Origin of the sequence: Streptomyces qinglanensis (assembly GCF_900111245.1) — a bacterium.
Taxonomy (GTDB): Bacteria; Actinomycetota; Actinomycetes; order Streptomycetales; family Streptomycetaceae; genus Streptomyces; species Streptomyces qinglanensis.
In genome coordinates, this window is sequence record NZ_FOGO01000010.1 from 248,430 (window position 1) to 273,357 (window position 24,928).

The 24,928-nt window shown below is 73.0% G+C and carries 13 protein-coding genes; 7 read left to right on the top strand and 6 right to left on the bottom strand.

The window, feature by feature from the left end; all coding sequences use genetic code 11:
* Positions 1-618 precede the first annotated feature (618 nt).
* Entirely contained in the window at positions 619-3,528 is a 2,910-nt protein-coding gene (locus tag BMX65_RS21525) for a sensor histidine kinase (protein ID WP_162637673.1), read from the top strand.
* Entirely contained in the window at positions 3,525-4,202 is a 678-nt protein-coding gene (locus tag BMX65_RS34340; RefSeq protein ID WP_075001989.1) for a roadblock/LC7 domain-containing protein, read from the top strand. The genes BMX65_RS21525 and BMX65_RS34340 overlap by 4 nt, the downstream gene beginning before the upstream one ends.
* 29 nt (positions 4,203-4,231) lie before the next feature.
* Here the strand turns inward: BMX65_RS34340 and BMX65_RS21535 are convergent, their stop codons facing one another.
* The gene (locus BMX65_RS21535) at positions 4,232-4,747 is read right to left on the bottom strand and encodes a MarR family winged helix-turn-helix transcriptional regulator (protein WP_239502128.1); all 516 of its coding nucleotides are present in this window, start codon (positions 4,745-4,747) and stop codon (positions 4,232-4,234) included.
* Positions 4,748-4,984: 237 nt separating this feature from the next.
* Between BMX65_RS21535 and BMX65_RS21540 the strand changes: the two genes are divergently transcribed.
* Positions 4,985-5,938, top strand: a complete 954-nt coding sequence (locus tag BMX65_RS21540; protein ID WP_075001990.1) for a lysozyme — start codon at positions 4,985-4,987, stop codon at positions 5,936-5,938.
* Positions 5,939-6,011: 73 nt separating this feature from the next.
* Here the strand turns inward: BMX65_RS21540 and lon are convergent, their stop codons facing one another.
* Together lon and BMX65_RS33665 are read right to left on the bottom strand one after the other, a co-directional pair.
* Positions 6,012-8,468, bottom strand: a complete 2,457-nt coding sequence (gene lon / locus BMX65_RS21545; RefSeq protein ID WP_075001991.1) for an endopeptidase La — start codon at positions 8,466-8,468, stop codon at positions 6,012-6,014.
* A 302-nt stretch (positions 8,469-8,770) separates the two neighbouring features.
* Complete coding sequence (locus tag BMX65_RS33665; RefSeq protein WP_239502129.1) at positions 8,771-9,451, bottom strand: hypothetical protein; 681 nt, start codon at positions 9,449-9,451, stop codon at positions 8,771-8,773.
* Between the two features lie 106 nt (positions 9,452-9,557).
* Between BMX65_RS33665 and BMX65_RS21555 the strand changes: the two genes are divergently transcribed.
* The 4 genes from BMX65_RS21555 to BMX65_RS21570 all read left to right on the top strand — a co-directional run bounded on the left by BMX65_RS21555 (position 9,558) and on the right by BMX65_RS21570 (position 16,584).
* The gene (locus BMX65_RS21555; protein ID WP_075001992.1) at positions 9,558-10,397 is read left to right on the top strand and encodes a spermidine synthase family protein; all 840 of its coding nucleotides are present in this window, start codon (positions 9,558-9,560) and stop codon (positions 10,395-10,397) included.
* A 69-nt stretch (positions 10,398-10,466) separates the two neighbouring features.
* Positions 10,467-11,264, top strand: a complete 798-nt coding sequence (locus BMX65_RS21560) for a response regulator transcription factor (protein WP_019354560.1) — start codon at positions 10,467-10,469, stop codon at positions 11,262-11,264.
* An 89-nt stretch (positions 11,265-11,353) separates the two neighbouring features.
* Positions 11,354-12,499 carry a HAMP domain-containing sensor histidine kinase gene (locus BMX65_RS21565; protein WP_075002031.1) on the top strand — a complete coding sequence of 382 codons (1,146 nt, stop codon included), beginning with the start codon at positions 11,354-11,356 and terminating at the stop codon, positions 12,497-12,499.
* A gap of 224 nt (positions 12,500-12,723) precedes the next feature.
* On the top strand, positions 12,724-16,584 hold the full coding sequence (locus tag BMX65_RS21570; protein WP_075001993.1) for a multifunctional oxoglutarate decarboxylase/oxoglutarate dehydrogenase thiamine pyrophosphate-binding subunit/dihydrolipoyllysine-residue succinyltransferase subunit: 3,861 nt from the start codon (positions 12,724-12,726) through the stop codon (positions 16,582-16,584).
* A gap of 105 nt (positions 16,585-16,689) precedes the next feature.
* Here BMX65_RS21570 and fxsT read toward each other — a convergent pair whose 3' ends face one another.
* The 3 genes from fxsT to BMX65_RS21590 all read right to left on the bottom strand — a co-directional run bounded on the left by fxsT (position 16,690) and on the right by BMX65_RS21590 (position 24,922).
* The gene (gene fxsT / locus BMX65_RS21575; RefSeq protein ID WP_075001994.1) at positions 16,690-19,710 is read right to left on the bottom strand and encodes an FxSxx-COOH system tetratricopeptide repeat protein; all 3,021 of its coding nucleotides are present in this window, start codon (positions 19,708-19,710) and stop codon (positions 16,690-16,692) included.
* Positions 19,711-19,771: 61 nt separating this feature from the next.
* Positions 19,772-21,121 carry an aKG-HExxH-type peptide beta-hydroxylase gene (locus BMX65_RS21580; protein ID WP_239502130.1) on the bottom strand — a complete coding sequence of 450 codons (1,350 nt, stop codon included), beginning with the start codon at positions 21,119-21,121 and terminating at the stop codon, positions 19,772-19,774.
* A gap of 591 nt (positions 21,122-21,712) precedes the next feature.
* Positions 21,713-24,922 (bottom strand): tetratricopeptide repeat protein, encoded by a 3,210-nt coding sequence (locus BMX65_RS21590; RefSeq protein ID WP_075001997.1) that lies wholly within the window; start codon positions 24,920-24,922, stop codon positions 21,713-21,715.
* Positions 24,923-24,928 lie beyond the last annotated feature (6 nt).

Below are 24,928 nucleotides of genomic sequence, written 5' to 3' on the forward strand. Positions count from 1 at the left end.
GGAGGGGCACCGGGAACCCACCACTCGGGGTCACACCCGGGTACGCGCGCGGGCAGGAAGGCCGGAAAACGACCGGGCGCCGAACGGAACCCAGTCCTCCGCACAGTGCGGCAGGCATCCTGCCAGGACCGCGCGCGGATTTCCAACCAGTGCCCGAGGGACGGACATCGCCCGGCTCGGGCCGAGTTGTTCCGCCGCCGAGGAGTGATGTTCACTCCTTCGGGTGGCCCAGCAGGGGATTCTCACCCGCCTCAGGAGCGCACTGCCAAGGTCGGTCGTCGAGTGTGGGGACACCGCTGCCGAGCACCGCGCGTCCAGAGGCCCGGCGAGGTAGCTGGGGACGGAAGGACGCAGAGGGTGCCGACGCGGGGGCGGGGCCACCCTCTCGCCACACACGTTGGACTGTGCCGCCCGGGCTCCGGGAGAGGCGGGACGAGATTGCGAGTGCGGGTGCGGAAGAAGCAACGTCTCAGAGCGGACGTTCCCCAGGCAACGGCGACCGGCACCGGCGCCTCCGGGGACGCGGAAGCCACGAAGAGCGCGGAAGCCCCTGCTGCGGCGGCCCCGGACACCCTCACTCCTGCGGGACGTCGGCGTGCGCGGGTGCGCAACCGGCTGATGGTGTCCGTAGCGGTGGGAGCCGTGGCGGTGGTGGCGGCCGGGGCACCCACCCTCGTCGCCGGTTCCCGGGACGCCGCCGACGCACAGGACCTCGTCGACCTGGCGCGGCTCGACCAGCAGGCCATCGCCCTGTCCCACTCCCTCGCGGACGAGCGCGACGGAATGGTCGAACGCCACGCAGCGGGCGACGGCGGCAAGAGCGGCACAGGCGTCAGCGAGGCCCAGCAGAACCGGGTGGACCGGCTGGCCCGCGAGCTGCGTACGGCAGCGGCAGCGGCGCCGTCGGGACCCGCGGGATCGTCCCTCTCCCCGTCCTCGATCACCGAGGCGCTCAAGAAGCTGCCCGGAGTCCGGCAGCGCGCTCTGGGCGGCAAGGGCGACCCGCTGGACTCCTATGACGCCTACTCCGAGATCATCCAGACCCTCCGCCGCCTGACCCGCGGCATCGCCGACGGTCTGCCCGCACGGGCGGCCGACCGGACGGCGGCAGCGCTCCCCGACCTGGCCCGCGCCGTCGACCAGGCATCGGCCACCCGTGGACTGCTGGAAGCGGCACTCGCGGGGCAGGGCTCCCAGCGCGCTCTGGTCACGGCGGCGGGGCAAGCCCGGGTCCGGGAGCAGGCGGCCCTGGCGGACTTCGAGGAGACAGCCGACGCCACGGCACGCGACCGTTACCGCACGACCGTGAACGGCACGGACGTGAACGTCGCCGAGCGCTACCTGACGTCCGTCACCGCGCAGAACCGGCTCACTTCCGGTACGCGTGCGCTGGACCAGGAGCGGTTCGACAGCTCCGTCTCCGCCCGTCTCGCCCATATGCGCGGGGTGCAGTCGTCGTTCGCGGCGGCGGAGACCAAGCGGCTGGAGAAGCTGCGGGACGACGACGTGACGGCACTGCAGTTGCGCGCCGGGCTGGTGGGCGGCTGCCTGCTGCTCGCCGTCGCCGTCAGTGTCGCGGTCGCCCGTTCGCTCACCCGCCCGCTCTCGGTGCTCAAGCGCGGTTCGCAGCGGCTCGGCAAGGACCCCGTGGGCGAGGAACCGATCACTTTCCGCGGCCGCAACGACGAGTTCGCGGACGTGGTGCGCGCGCTCAACACGCTGCGTGCCACCGCGGCCGACCTGCGGCGCCGGTCGGCCTGCGCGGAGCAGGAGCAGGACCAGCTCGCGGTCGAGAAGGCGCAACTGACCGAGCACCACCAGTTGCTGGGAGAAGAGTGCGACGCTCTGCGGGAAGAGCTGCGAGCGGCGCGCGAGCAGTCGCCCGCCGCGGCCCCGACGGCTGCTCAGGGCGCTCCGGACCCGGCCGCGGACGGCGTCGGCGAGAGCGCGCACACGGCCGCCGAGAGCGCGCACGCGGCTGCCGATGGCGGCGCGGGGGCGGACCGCAGCGCGTTCGCCGATCTGGGCAGCCGCACCCTCACGCTGGTCGAACACCAGCTCGGCATCATCGAGGGGCTGGAGGAGAGGGAGGCCGATCCCGACCGGCTCGACACCCTCTTCAAGCTGGACCACCTGGCCACGCGCATGCGGCGGCACAGCGAGAATCTGCTGCTGCTGGCGGGGGCGGACCGCAGCGAGGGCCTCGACTCGTCCCCGGCCGTGGCCCCGGCCCCACTGCTGGACGTGCTGCGCGCGGCTGTCAGCGAGATAGCGGAGTACGAGCGGGTGGAGTTGGGGACACCGGCGCCGGAGGTACGGGTCGCCGGGTCCGCCGCCGACGATCTCAGCCACCTGGTCGCCGAACTCCTCGACAACGCGGCGGGCTTCTCCCCCGCCGGGTCCGGAGTGCGTCTGAGCGCCCGGCTGCTGGAGGGCGGAGCGGCCCTGGTGTCCGTAGAGGACGAAGGCCAGGGTGTGCCCGAGCCGCAGCTCGCCGAGCTCAACACCCGGCTGGCCGAGCCGCCGGCCGGGACCGAGGCCGAGGCGCTGCGGGCGAGCAGCGACTGGGGCCTGGGGATGTACGTGGTCGCCCGGCTGTCGGCCCGGCACGGGATCCGGGTGCGGCTGCTCGAGCGGAAAGAAGGCGGCATCGTGGCCGAGGTCACGGTGCCCCGCGCCCTGCTCCCGGACAGCGGCGACGAGCCCGGGCAGCCTTCCGGGGCGGACGACCACGCACGGGCCGCGGACGAGCACCCTCAGGCCGACGAAGACGAACAGGCGCACGCGCGGTCGGAGGAACCGGGCGCTGCCGCCGTCGAGGCAGCAGCCTGGACGGGAGCAGCCGCGCCGGGGGCCGCACCTCCGGCGGGCGCAGCCGCACCGGGCACATCCGGGGCGAGCCCGGCCGGGCCTGAGGCGCGGCACGCCGAACCCCGGGGCCCCCTCACCCATCCGGGCCTGCCGCAGCGGGTGCGGAGGGAGACGCCGCGCGAATCGGCCGTCCCGCATCCACGCAGCGGCGCTACCGCGGAGGAGCTGCGCCGCAGGCTCGACGGGTTCCAGCAGGGGGCCCGCGAAGGACTCCGGGACGCGGGAGCACAGGCCCCGACGACCGCCACGGTCCCGTCACCCGCCGGTTCGCCCGAGGCCGAACGGGTCCGGCAGGACGAGCACGACGAGCACGACGAGCACACCGCACACGGCGAGCACGGCGAGCAGGACGCTCCGCACGACGAGGAGAACCGGCCCGCCGCACTCCGCGGACAGGAGCAACACGCCGCGCGCGACGAGCAGGACGCGCAGGATCCGCACGCCGGGCAGGATGTGCGGGAAGCGCACGAGGGCCACGCCGGGCACGACTGGCCGGAGCCGCACCCCGGGCACGAGGCGCAGGACACCCCGCAGAGCCGGGCGGACCGGGGAAGCGGACAGGAAGCACAGGGCGCGCAGCCCGAGGACATCAGCAGTGCGGAAAGGCGAGCGGGGGCGCAGCGTGACGGTGGTACCGCCGAGGAGGCACATAGGTGAACCCGCTCAACACGGGCACGTCCGGCAGCGCGGAGGCACGTAACCTCCGCTGGCTGCTCGGCAAGCTGGTCGAAGAGGTGCCGGGGATCCGGTCCGTGGCAGTCGTCTCGTCCGACGGTCTGCTGCTGCTCGCGTCCGACCCCGCGCTCGGCGTCGAACACGGGTCGTCCGCCCTGGGGACCGGGTACGGCCGCTCCGTCGTGGGCGCCGAGCAGGGGCGACGCCAGGAGCAGCACGCCGGGCTCCGGGAGCAGCAGCCCGTGTACGCGGGTCAGGGTGCGGGGGCCCCGGCGGCGGTCCGCGAGGAGGCGGGCACCACGCGGGCGGGCATTCCGGTGCGGCGGCGGCGCGGCGGGCGCCCGGCTGCCGGTCCCCGGGGCACCAGCGGGGACCTGGCCGCTCTGGTCTCCGGGGTGGCCTCGCTGACGTTCGCCGCGGCCGAGCTGATGGAGGCCGGCGTGGTGAAGCAGACCATCGTCTCCATGGACGAGGGCGCGCTGCTCGTGATGGCCATCGGGGACGGCTCGCTGCTGGGGGTGCATGCCGCGGCCGACTGCGACATGGCAGCGGTCGGCTACCAGATGGGGCTGTTCGTCGGCCGGGCCGGGCATGTGCTGACGCCCGAGCTGCGCAGCGAGCTGCGGGGAGCGGTGGGCGCGGGCGCGGGCCGGTAGGGCTGCCGCGGGCCCCGTCCCGCCCGCGGCTACTCGTCCTGGTCGGCCAGCGAGTTGAGGCGGTGCAGGAGACGGGCCAGCTCGGCGATCTCCCTGCGGTCCCAGGCGGCGAGCTTGCGGGCGTAGGACAGGCGGCGCGCGTCCCGTACCCGGGTGAACCGCTCCCGGCCCTCCGCGGTGAGGCGGACGAGCGAGGCGCGCCGGTCCGCGGGGTCGGTGCGCCGGTCCACCAGTCCGAGCTGCAGCAGCGCGTGGAGCTGACGGCTTATCGTCGCCTTTCCGACGCCGAAATAGGCGGCAAGTTCGGTCGCCCGCTGCTCGCCCGCGTCCTCGAGGCGCACCAGCAGTCCGTAAGCGGCGGGTTCCAGGTCGGGGTGGACCTGGCGGGCCATCTCGCCCGAGGAGGCGCGGGCGCGGCGCAGAAAAACGGCCAACTCCCTTTCGACGTCGAGGCATTCGGGGCCGAACGGCTCTGCCGGGTCCTCGCGGCCCGCTGGGTCTGTGGACTTGTTGCGCACGTCAGTGGTGCCTCCGGCGTTTTCCATGAAGAAACTTATCTCCAGCGAGCCCGATAGTCGCAGCTCCGCCAGTATTTCGCAGGAGTAGACCAACGGCAGCGGGCGGGGCGTCTTCCGCGTGGCCGGTCTACGCGCGTACCTTCGTCCTGACATGACCACACCAGTGGCGTGTTGTTGCTCCCGCGCGTCGCAGAGCAAAACCCCCCACATCGGTAAATACTACGTACGTACCAGACCCCCACCACCGAGGCTCCGGAGGCAGCGATGCCCAGCTTCAGATCCGGTACGGCCCGTCGCAGACGCGGAACCGCGGCTGTCATCGGGATGTTCGTCTCCCTTCTCGCACTCGTCCTGGCGCTCCCGGGCGCGGCCTCGGCCGCTTCCGGCAACGGGGACAGCGGTACGAAGTCGGCCAAGGCCACGACACCGGGCAAGGCCACGGAATCGGCCAAGAGCACCGAGGGCCTGCGCGGCAATCCCAAGGCGCCCGCCAAGCGCGGCGAAGCCTGGATGGGCGCGGGTGTGCGGATGCACGAGGCGGACTCCACCGACGGTACCCAGCCCGACAAGAACCGCGCCGGCCTGCTCGCATCGGTCCACGGCGTGGACGTCAGCAGCCACCAGGGGAACGTCGCCTGGTCGACGCTGTGGAACAGCGGGGTCCGCTTCGCCTACTCCAAGGCGACCGAGGGCACCAGCTACAAGAACCCCTACTTCGCCCAGCAGTACAACGGCTCCTACAACGTGGGCATGATCAGGGGTGCTTACCACTTCGCGACGCCCAGCTCCTCCAGCGGCGCCACGCAGGCGAACTACTTCGCGAGCAACGGCGGCGGTTGGAGCAAGGACGGCAAGACCCTCCCGGGCGTGCTCGACATCGAGTACAACCCCTACGGGGCGACCTGCTACGGCCTGAGCAAGAGCGCGATGGTGAACTGGATCAAGGACTTCACCAGCACCTACAAGGCACGGACCGGACGCGACGCCGTCATCTACACCACCACGAGCTGGTGGACCCAGTGCACCGGCAACAGCAGCGCCTTCGGGAACTCCAACCCGCTCTGGATCGCCCGCTACGCCTCCTCGCCGGGCACTCTCCCGGCCGGCTGGGGCTTCTACACCTTCTGGCAGTACACCTCCAGCGGCCCGACCGTGGGTGACCACGACTACTTCAACGGGTCGATGACCCGTCTGAAGGTTCTGGCCAACGGAGGCTGAGCAGCTCCGTACACACCGCGCATGCGAGTGGCCCCCGCCGTGCGGCGGGGGCCACTCTGCGCGGTCGCGCCCGTCACGCCGCGACCGGCGCCTCCCTCGCAGGTGCCTGCGCGGGGGTCAGCGCCAGCTCCAGGACCTGGCGGACGTCGGAGACCGGGTGGACGTCGAGGCCCTCCAGCACCTCCGCCGGAACGTCGTCCAGGTCGGGCTCGTTCCGCTTCGGGATGACCACCGTGGTCACCCCGGCCCGGTGCGCCGCCAGCAGCTTCTGCTTGACTCCGCCGATGGGCAGCACCCGGCCGGTCAGCGACACCTCACCGGTCATCGCCACCTCGGGCCGCACCTGGCGCCCGCTCAGCAGCGAGGCCAGGGCCGTCGTCATGGTGACTCCGGCGCTGGGGCCGTCCTTGGGCACGGCGCCCGCCGGTACGTGCAGGTGGATGCCGCGCTCCTTCAGGTCGCCGACCGGCAGCTCCAGTTCCGCACCGCGGGAGCGCAGGTAGGACAGGGCGATGTGCGCCGACTCCTTCATCACGTCGCCGAGCTGTCCGGTCAGGGTCAGCCCGGAGGCGCCCGTCTCGGGGTCGGCCAGCGACGCCTCGACGAAGAGCACGTCGCCCCCGGTGCCGGTGACGGCCAGTCCGGTCGCCACGCCCGGCACCGCGGTGCGGCGCTCGGCCGGGTCCTGCGCGGCCTCGGGGGTGTGCCGGGGACGGCCGATCAGCTCGCGCAGCGCGTCCACGCCGACGCTGTAGGGCAGCTCGGCCTCGCCCAGTTGGTGCTTGGCCGCCACCTTGCGGAGCACCCGCTGGACGGCCCGCTCCAGCGAGCGGACGCCTGCCTCCCGGGTGTACTCCGCGGCCAGCTTGCGCAGCGCGGGCTCCTCGATGACGACCTCGCCGTTCTCCAGTCCGGCCCGCTCCAGTTGCCGGGGCAGCAGGTGGTCGCGGGCGATGGTGACCTTCTCGTGCTCGGTGTACCCGTCGAGTTCGACGACCTCCATCCGGTCGAGCAGCGGCTGCGGCACAGCCTCCAGGACGTTGGCGGTGGCCAGGAAGACGACGTCGGACAGATCGAGCTCGACCTCCAGGTAGTGGTCCCGGAAGGTGTGGTTCTGCGCCGGGTCCAGCACCTCCAGCAGCGCCGCCGCCGGGTCGCCCCGGAAGTCGGAGCCGACCTTGTCGACCTCGTCCAGCAGCACGACCGGGTTCATCGATCCGGCTTCCTTGACCGCCCGGACGATCCGGCCGGGCTGGGCGCCGACGTAGGTGCGCCGGTGGCCGCGGATCTCGGCCTCGTCCCGGACGCCGCCGAGCGCGACGCGGACGAACTTCCGGCCCATCGCACGGGCGACGCTCTCTCCCAGCGAGGTCTTGCCGACCCCGGGAGGACCGGTCAGCGCCAGCACCGCTCCGCCGCGGCGTCCGCCGACGACGCCGAGTCCGCGCTCGGCGCGCCGCTTGCGGACGGCGAGGTACTCGGTGATGCGCTCCTTGACGTCCTGCAGCCCGGCGTGGTCCGCGTCCAGCACGCTCTGGGCGCTGGTGATGTCGTAGGCATCCTCGGTGCGCTCGTTCCAGGGCATCTCCAGGACGGTGTCGAGCCAGGTGCGGATCCAGCTGCCCTCGGGCGACTGGTCACTGGAGCGCTCCAGCTTGTCGACCTCCTTGAGGGCGGCCTTCTCGACCTCCTCGGGCAGTCCGGCGGCCTCGACGCGGGCCCGGTAGTCCTCGCTCTCGTCCTCCGGGTCGCCGTTCAGCTCGCTCAGCTCCTTGCGGACCGCGTCGAGCTGGCGGCGCAGCAGGAACTCGCGCTGCTGCTTGTCCACGCCCTCCTGGACGTCCCTGGCGATGGACTCGGCCACGTCCTGCTCCGCCAGGTGCTCGCGCAGCGCGGCGGTGGCGAGCCGGAGCCGCTCGACCGGGTCGGTGGTCTCCAGCAGCCGCAGCTTCTGCTCGGTGGACAGGAACGGGGAGTAGCCCGCGTTGTCGGCGAGCTGGCCGACGTCGTCGATCTGCTGCACCCGGTCCACGACCTGCCAGGCGCCGCGCTTGCGCAGCCAGTCGGTGATGAGCGCCTTGTATTCCTTCATCTGCTCGGCGACCTGGCCGGACTTGGGGTCCACCCGGCCGGAGGCCGGGGAAGGGTCGGGCACGGTCTCGGCCACGGGCGTGCCCTCGACCCACAGCGCGGCTCCGGGACCTGTGGTCCCGGTGCCGACGCGGATCCGGCGCAGTCCGCGGATCAGCGCCCCGGGGTCGCCGTCCGCGAGGCGGCCGGTCTGCTCCACCCGGCCCTCGACGCCGATCTCCGCATAGCTTCCCTCGACCCTCGGGACGAGCAGCACCCGCGGCTTCTCACCGTCGGGCGCGTCCGAGGCGGCGGACTTCGCGGCATCGACGGCGGCCCGCACATCGTTGTCCGAGAGCTCCAGCGGCACCACCATTCCCGGCAGCACGACACCGTCCTCGGCGTCGATGGGCAGCACGGGCAGGGTGAGTGGTGTGGACTCCGGGGACTCAGCAGCCATGATCTCTCCCTAGGCAGGCAAGTTGAGTAGTACCCGCTCAATGCTTTTGAGGCTGCTGATGTTCCCCAGGGAGAGGGAGGACGTGTTCGCCGTGAGCGATCGGGCATCCCGACGCCCCGCACCCGCACCCGCACCCGCACCCGCACCCGCACCCGCACCCCCGACGCCCGGCGGACAGACCGGCGACGGCGCGAGGGACAGCACAGGGCGCGGAAGGCACGCTCAGCCCGAAGAGCACCCAGCCGGAACGGCGCTCAGCGGGGACGGCGCTGCACAGGTTGCCGCCAGGAGGGGACCGGCGGTCAGTCGGCGGGGAGGTAGTCGGTGACGACGCAGCCGTCGACCCGGCCGGGCTGCTTCGTGTAGCCGTCGGGGACGGTGAAGTCCGGCTCGCAGTTCAGGAACATCAGCGGGGACGGCTCCAGCCGCCGGATGGTCGAGTCGCCGACGGGGACGACGGCGAAATCCTGCCCCACCAGGAAGCCGCCGCCACCGTCCCGCCGGGCGGCGGTCTGGAACTTCTTCATGTCGTCGACGGCGAGCAGGGCGATGGGACGCCCGTTGCCGTCCCGGCACACTCCGCGCTGCGCGATGGCCCAGGACTCGTCGGCCGCCTCCTCGCGCCCCCAGGCGGCCGGGGCTTCGGACGCGTCGTACTGCGGACCCGGGGTCGCACTTCCACAGGAGACGTAGGAGTTGAGGTAGGCCGCGATCGACGCCGTGTTCCCGGCTCTCGGCAGCGCACCCGGCTGCCCCGCGGTGCCGTCGCCGTCGGACCCCGCGAGGGCACCGCCGCCCCCCAGGGGGTCACCGCCCTCCGGAGTGTCGCCACCGGCGCCCCCCTGCGCCCCGACGCCTCCGGGCAGAGCGCCGCCACCCTTCCGGGACGGGCCACCCTCCTCGCCGTCACCGCTCCCGCAAGCACCGAGCGCACCCAGTGCGACGACAGCGGCACCCAGAGCGACGGACCGACGCACGTTCATGTTCCCCCCACACCCTGTTGGAACACCCCTGCGGTACGCCCCGCCCCGGGGTGCGATTGACGTGATCATTCTAATTGGATCACCGCGGCCGTCCTACCCTGCTCCCATGTCGAACCCCGCGACCCCCGCGCCCCGCTCAGCCGCCCCGGAGGAGACAGTCACGGTCGAGCGGCGCTCGGGCCCGTACGGCGAGGTCGTCCTGCGGCAGCGCGGCGCGCACTACGAGATCATCGCCAACGGCTGCTTCCTGATGGACACCTCCGACGGCCGCTCGGAGCGGCTTCTGGTGCGTGCGGCCCTGGACGAGCTCTCCCGGGGTGGGGAAGACCTCTCCGGGAGGCCCGCCGCCGACTCGGACCCCGAGGACCGTCCGGGCCGTCCGGGCCGTCCGGGCCGCTCCGACGACCCCGACGGCTCCGACGGTCCCGACGGTTCCGACGGCTCCGACGGCCCGCGGCTGCTCATCGGCGGCCTCGGGGTCGGCTTCTCGCTGGCGGAAGCGGCGGCCGAGCCGCGCTGGGGACGGGTGACGGTCGTCGAACGGGAGCCCGCGATCCTCGACTGGCACCGCGGCGGACCGCTCTCCGGCGTCTCGGCACCGGCGCTGGCCGACCCGCGCACCGAACTGGTGGAGGCCGACCTGGTGGCGTACCTCCATCAGGCCGCCGGGAGCGGACCGCGCTTCGACGCGCTGTGTCTGGACATCGACAACGGCCCGGAGTGGACGGTCACCGACGGCAACTCCACCCTCTACTCCCCCGCCGGGCTGGCCGCCTGCCGCGCGGCCCTGGCGCTCGGCGGGGTCCTGGCCGTGTGGTCGGCCCAGCCGTCGCCCGCATTCGAGGGATCTCTGCGCAATGCGGGCTTCTGCCGTGTTCGGACGGATGAGATCCCGGTCGCCCGAGGCGTCCCCGACGTGGTCCACTTCGCGGCACGACCGGCGTAGCCGAGGCCCGCGGCAGGCCCTTACGCTGCTGTCCCAGGAAAGCCGGAAGAGCCACAGGGGCGGGGTCGCATGGACCAGAAGAACACCACTCAGACACCTGGCGGCGCTGCCGCCGCGACCACCCCGGGCGCGCAGCGCCGCATCCTCGTCGTGGAGGACGACCCCACCATCGTGGACGCCCTCGCGCGGCGGCTGCGCGCCGAGGGCTTCCAGGTGCAGACCGCGGGGGACGGACCCGCCGCCGTGGACACCGCCGAGGCATGGCAGCCGGACCTGCTGGTGCTGGACGTGATGCTGCCCGGATTCGACGGCCTGGAGGTCTGCCGCCGGGTGCAGGCCCAGCGCCCGGTGCCGGTGCTGATGCTCACCGCGCGGGACGACGAGACGGACATGCTGGTCGGTCTCGGCGTGGGCGCCGACGACTACATGACCAAGCCCTTCTCCATGCGCGAGGTCGCGGCCCGCGTGCATGTGCTGCTGCGCAGGGTGGAACGGGCCACCCTGGCCGCGCACACGCCGCGCAGCGGCATCCTGCGGCTCGGGGAGCTGGAGATCGACCACGCGCAGCGGCGGGTCCGGGTCACCGGCGAGGACGTGCACCTGACCCCCACCGAGTTCGATCTGCTGGTGTGCCTGGCCCACTCGCCCCGTGCGGTGCTCTCGCGCGAGCAGTTGCTGGCCGAGGTGTGGGACTGGGCCGACGCCTCCGGCACCCGCACCGTCGACAGCCACATCAAGGCGCTGCGGCGCAAGATCGGCGCGGAGCGGATCCGCACCGTGCACGGGGTCGGCTACGCGCTGGAGACGCCGGGCAACCCGGACGGCGCGCCGGCACCGGTCACGGGCGCCGCGGCGGAGAGCTCCTGACGCCGCAGGGACGGAGCGAGGTGTCCGTTTCCGTGTCCGTCTCCCTCCGGGCGCGCACCCGCTCGTGCGTGCGCCGGATCGTCCGCTTCCTGGGCCGTGCACTGGTCCGCTGCCGCCGGGCCGCAGTGCGGCAGGGCGCCGAGGCATGGGGCCAGCTGTGGGAGGGCCTGCGGCCGGTCGACCCGTACCGGTCGGTCAAGGCGGCCCTGGGCTGGCTGGTGATCGTCTCCGTGGTGATCACCACACTGCTGGCGCTCTTCGCCGTGCAGTCGGCGACCGAGCTGCGCGTCATCACGATCATCTCCATCGTGGCCTCGCTGCTGATCACCCAGTTCGTGGCGCAGTCGCTGACCGCGCCGCTGGACGAGATGAGCAGCGTGGCCAAGGCGATGGCCGGGGGCGACTACTCCCGTCGGGTGCGCGGCGAGCGGCGCGACGAGTTCGGTGAGCTGGCCGCGAACTTCAACCGGATGGCGGCCGACCTGGAGGCCGTCGACCAGCACCGCAAGGAGCTGGTGGCCAATGTCTCGCACGAGCTGCGCACCCCGATCGCGGCACTGCGCGCGGTGCTGGAGAACGTGGTGGACGGCGTCTCGGAGGCCGATCCGGAGACGCTGCGCACGGCCCTGTCGCAGACCGAGCGGCTTGGCCGCCTCGTGGACCACCTGCTGGACCTCTCCCGGCTGGACAACGGAGTGGTTCCGCTGGGCTCGCGGCGCTTCGAGGTGTGGCCGTATCTGGCGGGGGTGCTGAAGGAGGCCAACATGAGCAAGGGCTCCGGCCACTCCCGCAAGGACGTCCATCTGCATCTGGACGTCTCCCCGCCCGAGCTGCGGGCCTACGCGGACCCCGAGCGGCTGCACCAGGTCGTGGCCAACCTGATAGACAACGCCGTCAAGCACAGCCCGCAGCACGGCCGCGTCACGGTGCGGGCCAGGCCCGGCGCGGCCACCGAGGGCGACGGCAGCCTGGAGGTGGAGGTGCTGGACGAGGGGCCCGGCATCCCCGCAGCGGAGCGCGACCGGGTCTTCGACCGGTTCAACGGTACGCACAGCACCGAGTCGGCCACCGGGCGCAAGGGCGGCGGGATCAGTCCGGGAGGCGGCACCGGCCTGGGGCTGGCGATAGCCCGGTGGGCGGTGGAACTGCACGGGGGACGGATCAGGGTGGCCGAATCTCCCCGCGGTTGCCGGATCCAGCTCACTCTTCCGGGGACGAACGATCCGCAGGTTTGACGTAGCCTCGCAGGTGAAACCCCGCAGACGCGAAATAGGGGCTGCCCGGTTCCGGTGCCGAGGCGGAACCGGGAGTGATTCCCGCCAAATTCCGCCCCGAAACCGCCGCCGCGATGTGATGTACGTGACCAAGAGCGGCCCGGACTCCACCAATCGTCCGGAGAGGCGTAGCCTTTATTTCCGCTGTCCACCACCTAAGGAAGCGGAAGAGGGCGGTTGCCGCCGTGTCGTCACAGTCCCCCAACAGCTCATCGAGCACCACCACGGAACGGAAGGACGGTCCGGGCAAGGAACCCGGCCCGTCGTTCGGCCCGAACGAGTGGCTCGTCGACGAGATCTACCAGCAGTACCTCCAGGACCCGAACTCGGTAGACCGAGCCTGGTGGGACTTCTTCGCTGACTATCAGCCGGAGTCCTCCGACGGAAGCACGGCGCCGAACAGCGCGGGCACCCCCCGGGACAACGCCCCGGCGCCCGCCAAGGCCGCCCCGGCCCAGCAGCCGGCCGCCTCCGGGCAGGCCGCCGCACAGCCCGCCGAGGCCCCCGCGCCGGCGAAGGCTCCGGCCGCCGCGCCGAAGCAGGCCGCCGCGCAGCCGAAGCAGGCGCAGCCCGCGCCGAAGCAGGCCGCGCCCGCCAAGCCGGCGGCGCAGCAGCCCGCACAGCCGGGCGGGGCGAAGGCGTCCGCGGCGGAGAGCGCCGAGGGACCGGAGTACGTTGCGCTGCGCGGCCCCTCGGCGGCCGTCGCCAAGAACATGAACGCCTCGCTGGAGCTGCCCACGGCCACGTCCGTGCGCGCGGTCCCGGTGAAGCTGCTGTTCGACAACCGCATCGTCATCAACAACCACCTCAAGCGCGCCCGCGGCGGCAAGGTGTCCTTCACGCACCTGATCGGCTACGCCATGGTGCAGGCGCTGAAGGCGATGCCCTCGATGAACCACGCGTTCACCGAGAAGGACGGCAAGCCCACCCTGGTCAAGCCGGACCACGTGAACCTGGGCCTGGCCATCGACCTGGTGAAGCCGAACGGCGAGCGGCAGCTCGTCGTGGCGGGCATCAAGAAGGCCGAGACGCTGACCTTCTTCGAGTTCTGGCAGGCGTACGAGGACATCGTCCGCCGGGCCCGGAACAACAAGCTGACGATGGAGGACTTCTCCGGCGTCACCTGCTCGCTGACCAACCCCGGCGGCATCGGCACCGTGCACTCCGTGCCCCGCCTGATGCCCGGCCAGGGCCTGATCATGGGCGTCGGCGCGATGGAGTACCCGGCGGAGTTCCAGGGCACCTCGCAGGACACCCTCAACCGGCTCGGCGTCTCCAAGGTGATGACGCTGACCAGCACCTACGATCACCGCGTCATCCAGGGCGCGGCGTCGGGCGAGTTCCTGCGCCAGGTGGCCAACCTGCTGCTGGGCGAGAACAGCTTCTACGACGAGATCTTCAAGGCGCTGCGCATCCCGTACGAGCCGGTGCGCTGGAACCAGGACATCGACGCCTCGCACGACGACGACGTCACCAAGGCGGCGCGCGTCTTCGACCTCATCCACTCCTACCGGGTGCGCGGCCACATCATGGCCGACACCGACCCGCTGGAGTACAAGCAGCGCAAGCACCCCGACCTGGACATCACCGAGCACGGGCTCACCCTGTGGGACCTGGAGCGGGAGTTCGCGGTCGGCGGCTTCGCCGGCAAGTCCATGATGAAGCTGCGCGACATCCTGGGCGTGCTGCGCGACTCGTACTGCCGCACCACCGGCATCGAGTACATGCACATCCAGGACCCCAAGCAGCGCAAGTGGATCCAGGACCGCGTCGAGCTGCAGCACGTCAAGCCGGAGCGCGAGGAGCAGCTCCGCATCCTGCGCCGCCTCAACGCCGCCGAGGCGTTCGAGACGTTCCTGCAGACCAAGTACGTGGGGCAGAAGCGGTTCTCGCTGGAGGGCGGCGAGTCCGTCATCCCGCTGCTGGACGCGGTGATCGACGCGGCCGCCGAGTCGCGGCTGGACGAGTCCGTGATCGGCATGGCGCACCGCGGCCGGCTGAACGTGCTGGCGAACATCGTGGGCAAGCCCTACGCGCAGATCTTCCGGGAGTTCGAGGGCAACCTCGACCCGAAGTCGATGCACGGCTCCGGCGACGTGAAGTACCACCTGGGGGCCGAGGGCGTCTTCACCGGTCTGGACGGCGAGCAGATCAAGGTCTCGCTCACCGCCAACCCGTCCCATCTGGAGGCCGTCGACCCGGTCCTGGAGGGTGTCGCACGCGCCAAGCAGGACATCATCGGCAAGGGCGGCACGGACTTCACGGTGCTGCCGATCGCCCTGCACGGTGACGCGGCCTTCGCGGGCCAGGGCGTGGTGGCCGAGACGCTCAACATGTCGCAGCTCCGCGGTTACCGCACCGGCGGCACCATCCACGTGGTCATCAACAACCAGGTCGGCTTCACCGCGGCCCCCGAGTCGGCGCGCTCCTCGATGTACTCGACGGACGTGGCCCGTATGGTCGAGGCGCCGATCTTCCACGTGAACGGCGACGACCCGGAGGCCGTCGTCCGGGTGGCGCGGCTGGCGTTCGAGTACCGGCAGGCGTTCAACAAGGACGTGGTCATCGACCTGATCTGCTACCGGCGCCGCGGTCACAACGAGACCGACAACCCGAAGTTCACCCAGCCGCTGATGTACGACCTGATCGACCGCAAGCGCTCGGTGCGCAAGCTCTACACCGAGTCGCTGATCGGCCGGGGCGACATCACGCTGGAGGAGGCCGAGCAGGCACTCCAGGACTTCCAGGGCCAGTTGGAGAAGGTCTTCACCGAGGTCCGGGACGCCACCTCGGCGCCGGCACCGGCCGAGGTCCCCGCGCCGCAGGCGGAGTTCCCGGTGCACGTGGAGACGGCCATCAGCCAGGAGGTCGTCAAGCGGATCGCCGAGTCGCAGGTCAACATCCCCGAGCGGGTCTCGGTCCACCCCCGGCTGACGCCGCAGCTCCAGCGGCGCGCGCAGATGGTCGAGGACGACACGATCGACTGGGGCATGGGCGAGACGCTCGCCATCGGCTCGCTGCTGATGGAGGGCACCCCGGTCCGGCTGGCGGGCCAGGACTCGCGCCGCGGCACGTTCGGCCAGCGGCACGCCGTGCTGCTGGACCAGAACACCGGTGACGACTACACGCCGCTGCTGTACCTCTCCGACGACCAGGCCCGCTACAACGTCTACGACTCGCTGCTGAGCGAGTACGCGGCGATGGGCTTCGAGTACGGCTACTCGCTGGCCCGCTCGAACGCGCTGGTGATGTGGGAGGCGCAGTTCGGCGACTTCATGAACGGCGCGCAGACCGTCATCGACGAGTTCATCTCCTCGGCCGAGCAGAAGTGGAACCAGACCTCCGGGGTCACCCTGCTGCTGCCGCACGGCTACGAGGGCCAGGGCCCGGACCACTCCTCGGCCCGGATCGAGCGGTTCCTGCAGCTCTGCGCGCAGAACAGCATGACGGTCGCGATGCCGTCGCTGCCCTCCAGCTACTTCCACCTGCTGCGCTGGCAGGTGCACAACCCGCACCACAAGCCGCTGGTCATCTTCACCCCGAAGTCGATGCTGCGGATGAAGGCGGCGGCCTCGAAGACGGAGGAGTTCACCAGCGGCGGGTTCCGCCCGGTCCTCGGCGACACCATGGTCGACGACGGCAGTATCGATCCGGCCAAGGTCCGCAAGGTGGTCTTCTGCTCCGGCAAGGTCTACTACGACCTGGACGCCGAGCGGACCAAGCGCGGGCTGACCGACACGGCGATCATCCGGCTGGAGCGGCTCTACCCGCTGCCCGGCAAGGAGATCCAGACCGAGATGGCGCGGTTCGCCAACGCCGAGAAGTACATCTGGGCGCAGGAGGAGCCGGCCAACCAGGGCGCATGGCCGTTCATCGCCCTGAACCTGGTCGACCACCTCGACCTGATCATCGGCTCGGAGCCGGTGCCGAACGCGGACCGGCTGCGCCGCGTCTCCCGGCCGTCCTCGTCCTCGCCCGCCGTGGGCTCGGGCAAGCGGCACGCGGAGGAGCAGGCGCAGCTCGTCAAGGAGGTCTTCGAGATCTGAGCGGTCCTGCCGTACGAAGCCGAGGGCCCCGCCGCGCATCTGCGGCGGGGCCCTCGGCCGTGCGGGGGCCGGGCCGCAGTGTGCTGCGGGGCCCCGGCGGGCGGGTCAGCCCAGATAGGGCTCGTAGTCCCAGTAGGGACGGGTGCGCCGGCGGGCGGCGAGCGTGTGGTGGTGCTGGGCGCCGAGCGAGTGGGTGAACCGCTCCAGGGCCGTGTTCTCCAGCGTGCGGGCCTCCTCACGGCGGCGCAGCGAGCGCAGGTCGCCCGCGTGGGCGACCATGCACGACAGGGTGAGCGGATGGTCCTCGCCCAGCGCCCGCCGGGAGCGCTCCAGGGTGTCGCCGCTCAGTTCGTAGGCGTCCTCCAGGGCCTCGCTGAGGTTGCGGCCGCCGCTGGCGTTCAGGGCGCAGCCGAGGGTGGTGGGGTGGTCGGCGCCCAGCAGGGTGGTGAGTCCGACCAGCGCCTGCTCGAACATGTTGAGTGCGCCGTCGCGTTCGCCCTCCGCCTGGAGCACCAGGCCCGCGTTGGACTGCATCGCGGTGGGGACCGGGTGCGCCTGGCCGAGCAGTGAGCGGAATCCGTCCTCCGCCTCGATCAGCAGCTCCCGGGCGAGGTCCACGTCCCCCTGCTCGCGCAGGAAGTTGCCGTAGTCGGTCAGCAGCGACAGCGTGGAGTAGTGGCTGCGGTTGTGCACCTTCTCGTGCTGCTCCAGCAGGAGCGCCATGGCGGTGGCGATGTCCTGGCCCGGGGCGCCCGCCCTGCGCTGGCACAGCAGCAGATTGTGCCGGGCCATGAGGGTCTGCGGATGCTGGGCGCCGAGCACCTGCTGGTGCAGCCGCATGCCGAGCTCCTGGCGGGCCAGCGCCTCCTGGTAACGGCCCATCAGCCGCAGGTCGCGGGCGCTGGCGTTGCCGGAGGCGAGGGTGTGCGGGTGGCGGGCGCGCAGTTCCTGCTCGCGCTTGCGGAGGGTGTCCAGGTCCGTTTCGTAGGCGTCCTCGTAGCGGCCCAGTAGCCGCAGGCCGACGGCCAGATTGTGCTGGGCGAGCAGGCTCGTCCACTCCAACGGGCCGTAGAGCCTACGGGAGACCTCGACGACCTGCTCCTGCAACTGCAGCGCTTCGTCGTACTGCCCCAGCAGCCGCAGATCGGAGGCGAGGCAGCTTGTGGCGTCCATGACGGCCTCCTCGTGGAGGCCGTCGGCGTGCGGCATTCCGCGTAGCCGCTGCAGCCGGGCGCTGTCGAGCAGCTGCGCCTCCCGGAAGCGGCCCCGCTGGCGCAGCAGATTGCCCTGGAGGGTGGCCAGGGCCAGCATCTGGTCCGCCGCTGGATCCAGAAAGGTCTCCCAGTCCGCGCGGATGCTCTCGGCCAGCTCGGAGCCGACGCTGTACTCGCCGCTGGCGAAGCAGTAGCGCAGGCAGTTGAGCAGCATCTCCTGGACGCGGCGCTCCCTGCTGGCGGGTGCCGCCGAGGCCACCAGGTGGGGCAGCATCTCGGCGTACCGGCCCCACTGGCGGCTGTCGTTCGGGGTTCCCGGGTCGGCCTCGACCAGCAGCCGGTGCACGGTGTCGCGGTAGACCTCGTCCTCCCGCCCCCGGGTCAGCTCGCCGATGACGCTGTGGACGACCTGGTGCATGTGCACCGAGTCGTTCTGGTCGACGTCGCCCATCGCGGGGGTGCGGGCCTCGCGGGTGAGCACCGAGTAGTTGACGAGGGAGTCCAGGGCGCGGGACCAGCCGGAGCGGTCGCTGCTGAGCCAGCGCAGGCTCTCGGGGAGTTCGCCGGAGGGGATGGCCCGGGCCAGGCCCAGCGGGATGCGGCCGGGGGCGAAGACCGAGCACAGGGAGAGCAGCTCGACGGCGCGCGGTTCGGACTTGCGCAGCTTGTTGAGCAGCATCGACCACGAGGTCATCGACGAGTACGGGTAGTCGTCCGGCATGGTGTTGCTCTCCAGCCGGGTGAGCCCGACACCGCGCACCATGCGCAGGTACTCGGGCACCTCCATGCCCTCCTCGCCCAGCCAGGCCGCGGCCTGGGCGAGCTGCAGCGGCAGGTCCTGGAACTCGCCCGCCACCTGGTCGGCCTGCTCGACGGTGATGTGCGGGGCGCGGCGCATCAGGTAGCCGGTGGACTCGGCGCGGCGGAAGGCGCTGATCTGCTTGATGTCGGTGCCGGACCGCCAGCTCTTGTTGCGGGAGGTGATCAGGACGTGCCCGCTGCCGCCCTGCGGGAGATAGCCGGCCGCGTCCTCGGGCTCCTCCCAGCCGTCGAAGATCAGCAGCCAGCGGCCGGAGGGCTCGTTCCTGCGCAGCGCGTCGCGTACCGCGCGGACCCGTTCCCCGACCTCCCCGGAGCTGTCGAGGCCGATCTCGGCGGCGAGCGCGCCGAAGGTGTCGCGCTGCGTGTTGCGCTGGTCGCAGTTGACCCACCAGACCACGTCGTAGTCGGGGGCGAAGCGGTGCGCGTACTCCGCCGCGATCTGCGTCTTGCCGATACCGGCCGTGCCGACCAGGGTGCAGACGGCGGCGCCGTGCTCGGCGTCCATCAGCCGCTGCTGGAGGTCGCCGAGGATGACGTCGCGCCCGGTGAAGCGGCCGTTGCGGCGCGGCACCTCGCCCCAGACGGCAGGGGGATCGTTGGGGTAGCGGCTGGCGTAGCCGGGCTGCGGGACAGGCACGCGCCGGGGGCGCAGCCCCAGCCGGTTCAGCAGCCGCCGCTCGGCCTCCTCCTCGCCGACGCCCCAGAGATTGACCGGCTCCAGCACGGCCGTGGCGGGCAGCAGTTCGCGGTTGGTGAGGTTGACGGCGGCGAACTCCTCGGCGTGCGCGGCCACGTAGCCGCGCAGCACGGCGTTCCAGTCGGCCTCGGTGCGCGGGCCGAGCTGGAGGAACAGGTCGCTGATGACCAGCAGGACCCGTCCCGTGGCGAGCTGGAGGTCGACCAGGGCTTCCTCCAGCGGCTGCTCGCGGTCCGGGTCCCAGCGCTGGAGCGTGGTGCGGTGCCCGTGGCTCTCCAGCCGGTGCGCGATCCAGTTGCCCCAGCCCCGGTGATAGCCGGGAAAGACCACCACGAAGTGCTCGGACTCCCCTCCGGGCGGCCTGCCCCGAGCCGTTTCCCGCTGAGCGACCATGCCTGCGTTCTCCCTCGTCCAGCAGCCGTCGCCGCCCCCGCGGGCGACGTGTACGGCGAGATTACCCAAAGTGACCGTTCGTGAGCCTGTCTGCTGCGATTTCCGCGTTGCCGGCCGGGTCACCGCGGTCGGTGTGCTCCGCGGCGCGGACGGCCGGCCCGCCCGGGGAGCCGAGCCGCTCGTGGCGGCGGCGCATGCCCTCCACGAACTCTGTGCCCTGCCGCGTCAGTTGACCAGAGCCCATAAGGAGGAAAAGAGCGTGGTCGACCTGCGTCCGGTAGTCCGCAGCGCGGCGCCGGGCCGCGGCGCGCTCGGCGGCCGGGGCCGCGGTCCGGTCCGCGAGCCTGCCCCACAGGTCGGCGAGGGCCAGATGTGCGTAGGTGCCCTGCACCACGGCGCCCAGCGGTCTGGGATCGCTGCGCCAGCCCACCCGGTAGACGGCCTCGGCGGACTCGTGGTCGAGCCGTACGACCCCGCCCAGTACCGCCAGCTTGCTGTGCTGCACCTCGTGGACGAGCACCTCCGCCATCTCCTCCGGCGACTCCGGAAGGGTCGTCAGCACCGCCCAGGGCGCTGCCAGCCGGGTGGCGCTGGCCCGCCCGTCGGGTTTCCACCGGACGGGGACCACGGTCCGCACCAGGGCCGCCACCTCGGCGGCCCGCTCGGGGTCGGCGTCGCGCAGCAGGGCCAGCGCCCGCGTCCACAGCTCCCGCCACTCGCGGGCCTCGCCGGGTGCCGTCACGGTGGTCGGCAGCAGGCCCGCGAGCCCGGTCCGGCCCTCCTCCCGGGCGAGGTGCGGATCGCGGTCGTCCAGGACGGCGCGGCCGCCGGGCAGCCGGTTCAGCGGACGCCAGGGGCCGGCCGGCGGCACCTCGTGGCGCAGCAGGGCGCCCCGCGCCAGGGAATTCGGCGCCCCGTCCGGCGGGGCGAAGGTGACGGTGCCGCCGTGTGCCGCGACCCGCACCCGGGGCGCCGCGCACAGGTACGCGCCGAGTCCGGGAAGGGTGAGCCGTCCGGCGGACACCGGCAGGTCGAGCCGGAAGTCGGCCCCGGTCGCGAGGGCGACGACGGCGGCGAGCGCGCCCAGGTCGGCGACGGCCGCCGCGAAGTCCTCCCCGGGCGGTGCGGCGAGCGCGTGCGCCAGCCAGTTCCCGGCCGCCGGAGAGCCCAGGGCGCGGCGCGCCGCGGCGGGGTCGAGCTGCTCGGCGTCCTCCAGCAGCGCCCAATGGGCACGCAGCGCACCGGCCGCCGGAGCGGGCAGCGGGGTGCGCTCGGCCCGGGTCAGCAGGGTCTTGAGCAGGACGAGGCGCCTGCTGTGCAGCCAGCCCTCCAGCACGGCGGCCTCTCCCGGTACCGGCCGGGTCTCCCCCATCCGGCGCAGCCGGGGGCCCGGTATCTCAAGAGGGTTCATGGCGGCCCACGCCGTCTCCCGGGCCCGCGGGCGGGTCGGAGACACCGTGGACCGGGCCGGAGGTTGACCGGATCGCGCCCCGTTTCCGACCGGTCCGCGCAGTGTTCACCTGCGGGGTGCCGGAGTGCCGCCGCTCGACCTGACCACCCTGGGTGCCGGACGAGCGCCACACGCGCGACAGTTCTTCGGGGGCGTGCAGCGTATTTTCCACTGCGGCGGTGACAGCGGGATCGTCGCAGGTCCGAAGAGCGCGCAGGGTCACACCCGTCAGATCGGGCAGCGGCGGCTGCGGTGCGGCAGCGGGCCCGCGGCCCGGGCTGCGGACGGTGCCCTCGGTCCGCTTCGGCACGCTCTTCTCCTCCCTGGGGCCCCGCTCCGGGGTCGTGGTACGGCTGGTGTCTCTTTCCCGAGGCGGATGTCCGGAAACCCGCGCGTGCGGCGCCGCCCCCGCATTCGGCCGGTCCTCGCCCTCCCCCGTGCACCGCATCGGTTCGTCCCCCTTTCACCTCTGGGGCTGTCGGTCCTTCGCCCCTCGGTCCGTCGTCGCCGCGCTGGCCGCCCTCGCCCGCTGCACCGGTCCGGCCCCTCCCGTCACCCCGTCAGTTCGGCCCTCCGGTCCCGGGTGGCGCGTACCTCGGCCCAGGGGATGTCCGCGAGGTGACCGGCCAGCAGCTGCCACTCGGCCTCCGCCGCGCGGTAGTCGGCCAGCGCCTCCTCGGTGCGCCCCTGGGCGCGGTGGAACTCGGCCCGCCCGTGCAGGGCCCTGGCCGCGGTGAGGGAGCCGCCCGCACGCGCACCGGACAGCTCCGCCAGCGCCCTGTCGAACTCCCCGGCCGCCTGCTGGACCTCGGGGGCGCCCGCGGGGAAGTGCGCCCGCGCCGCGGCCAGCCGCAGCCACGCCTGTGCACGGCTCCCGGCCTCCGGGCCCTGGCGGGCCGCCTGTTCCAGCAGATGGCACCCCTCGTACAGGTCGGGCAGGAAGCTCTCGCGTTCGTAGCGGAGCAGCAGGAGGCGGCCCAGCAGCAGCGCGGCCCTGGCCACGGTGGGGCTGCCGGACGGGGCGCGGGTGAGGGCCTCGCGCAGCGGGCCCTCTGCGCGCGCGAGAGCCCCGATCTCGGTGAACAGCATCTCGCCCCACTCGGCGAGCAGCTCGCCGCGCAACGCGCTGTCCCGGTCGGACAATTGCTCGGCCTTCGCGTACGCCTCGTTCGCCGCTTCCAGGTCCCCGGTCTCGCGCAGCACCCGGGCGCGCTCGCGGACGCAGCGCAGCCGCAGTCCGGAGTGCTCCCCCGCCAGGCTTCCGGCCCGCGTCAGCACCTCGAGGCGCTCCTGCGGCGGTGCGCCGCTCAGCCGCAGCGCGGCCGCCAGGTCGAGGAGGGCGCCGCAGTGCTGCGCCCGGTGCTCCTCGGGGTGCTGTCCGGGCACCGCGGCGGGCCGGGGTTCGGAGGTCGTGGAGGCACCGGAGGGCTCGGGGGACCCGGGGGCGCGGTCTGCCAGCATGTCGCTCGCTTCGCGGAGTTCGCCGGCGGCCTCGGCGGCCGCCCGGTGACGGTGTTCGGGTGCGGTACGGGCCAGTGCGAGCAGCACCCGGCCCAGCCGGAGTCTACGGGTGCGCTCGGCGTCCGGCGGGAGCGACGGGTCCGCCGTGTCCCGGCCGGTCGCCGCGGTGCGGCCGGCCAGCGAGCGCAGGAGCCCCTCGGCGCGCAGCAGGTGCCGGATGCCCGCCGCGTCGGGCGCCGGCTGCCCGCCGCGCGCCTGCCACAGCGAGTACTCCACGCCGGCGCGCTCCAGCAGCGTGCCGGGCGCGTCGCCGGTCAGCAGTTCGGCGGCCTCCCGGAGCAACGGCTCGGGGCCCTGCGGGCTGCGGCGCACGGACGCCGTACCGGCGAGCGCGTGCAGCACCCTGCCCAGGGCCAGCCGGGCGCGGGGGCTGTCGTGGTCGGCGGTGCGGGCGGCCTCGCCCACCGAGCGGGCCCGGTGCAGGAGTTGGATGTCGCCCTGGTCGCGCCAGCGGCGCAGCAGCCGCTCGGTCTCGGCCACCTGGTCGAGCGCGGTCTGCTCGGGCAGGTAGAAGCGGACCACTTCGGCCGGGATCGTCGCGAACATCTCGTCTCCGTCCTCGGCCTCGTCCGGCTCCGTCGCCTCCTCCTCGGTGCCTCCGGGGGGCCGGACCGGCTGCGCCGGGCCGGTGCGGCCGGAGAGCTGGGCGACGGCCACGGCGGCGAAGTTGCGGGTGCCCTTGCCGAAGCGCTGCGCCACATAGCCGGACAGGTGTTTGAGGATGAGGACGGCGGCGCCCTGGTCGAGCGACTGCAGCAGCAGACCGCGGACCCCCGGCGCGAACGCGTAGCGCGGTCCGGACGGTTCTCCGCGGCGGTCGGCCGCCTCCCCGCGGCCGTGCGGACCGTCCTCCTCCGGCAGCCGGGTGAGCAGCCCGGACAGCAGCACTTCGGCCAGCTCCATCGGCCCCGTGTCGGGCAGCATCGCCTCCTGCACCAGATGGATGACCGGCAGCAGCAGCGGCACCACCGCCAGGTGCACGGCCAGGTCGAGGGCGCCGGGAGAGGCGCTGTTGCGGAACTCGCGCAGCAGGGTGCGGGCCGGGACGCCGCCCGGGGACGTACGCGGTGCGGGCATGGCCGGATGCCGGGGCAGCACCCAGGCGGCGGCGCCCGCCACCGCCCGCTCGCTCTCGGTGCCCAGCAGCCGCGCCCAGTTGCCCAGCGCCTCGGGTGTGGGCAGCAGCACCGGCACCGGCACCGCGTCGTCCTGCTCGGGCGCGCCGAAGCTGTCCGGTTCGAAGGTGACGCGCCCGCCGGCGCCGCGCTCGCGCAGCAGCAGGCCGGGCTCGGCCGGCAGCGCGGTGCGCGGCCACAGCCGGGGCGGCAGCGGCTGCACCACGGCCAGCGGGGAGCGCCCGGACCAGTGATGCAGCAGCCGCTGGGCGCGGCCGTCCTGCCACAACGCGCCGACGCAGTCGCTGACCACGAGGGTGAGCCGTCGCCCGGTGGTGTCGCGGTACTCGTCAGCCGGGCGCAGCCGCGCCGTCCCGGCGGCGGGACCGGTGCCGATCAGCGGGGCTCCGTCCGGGGCGCGGTGCAGATAGCGGACCTGGACGTCGCGGAAGGCGCCGAGCTGTTCGAAGGTCTGCCGCAGCCGCTCCAGGGTGGGCTGCCACACCGATGCGGTGGGTGAGGCGTCCATGAGGAGCTGGATCTCGCTGTAGCGGCGTACCTCGGTGCCGAAGACCGGCAGCACGGTGGTGGAGCGGGCGCTCAGGTCCGCGGTGGCTTCCTCGTCCAGCGCGCCGGTGGCCGGGGGCAGCGGCGGCCGGTAGCCGTGCAGCGGGCGCAGCGCGTGCTGCAGCTCCAGCAGTCCGGACAGCGCCCCCGCGGCGGGCGCCCGAACCGGGAAGCCCGCCGGCGGGGCCCCGCCGTGCCGGCGCGGCGCGAACAGCGAGACCGGCGCCGTGCGCTCCTGGGCCGGGGCGGGGTCAGCGGGTTCGTCGGCGTCGTGGTCCTCGACTGGGGGCATGGGAGGCTCCGGCTGCGGCGTCCGGCTCCCTTGGTAGCGGGGGCCGGTGGAATCCGCGTCGGGTTCCCGTGCAGCGCCGCCCGATGCGAAGCGGGCGAGCCACAGCGCCTCGGCGAGCTCTTCGGACCCCGGCTCCCGGCCCGCGGCGCGCAGCCGTGCCACCAGTTCTGTGACGTCCCGCCGGTACCGCTGCGCGGGACCCGGTTCCGCGGTGGACTCCCCGCCGCTGCCCGGAATCCGCCGCGGCGGGGTCGACGCCGCACTCATGTCACG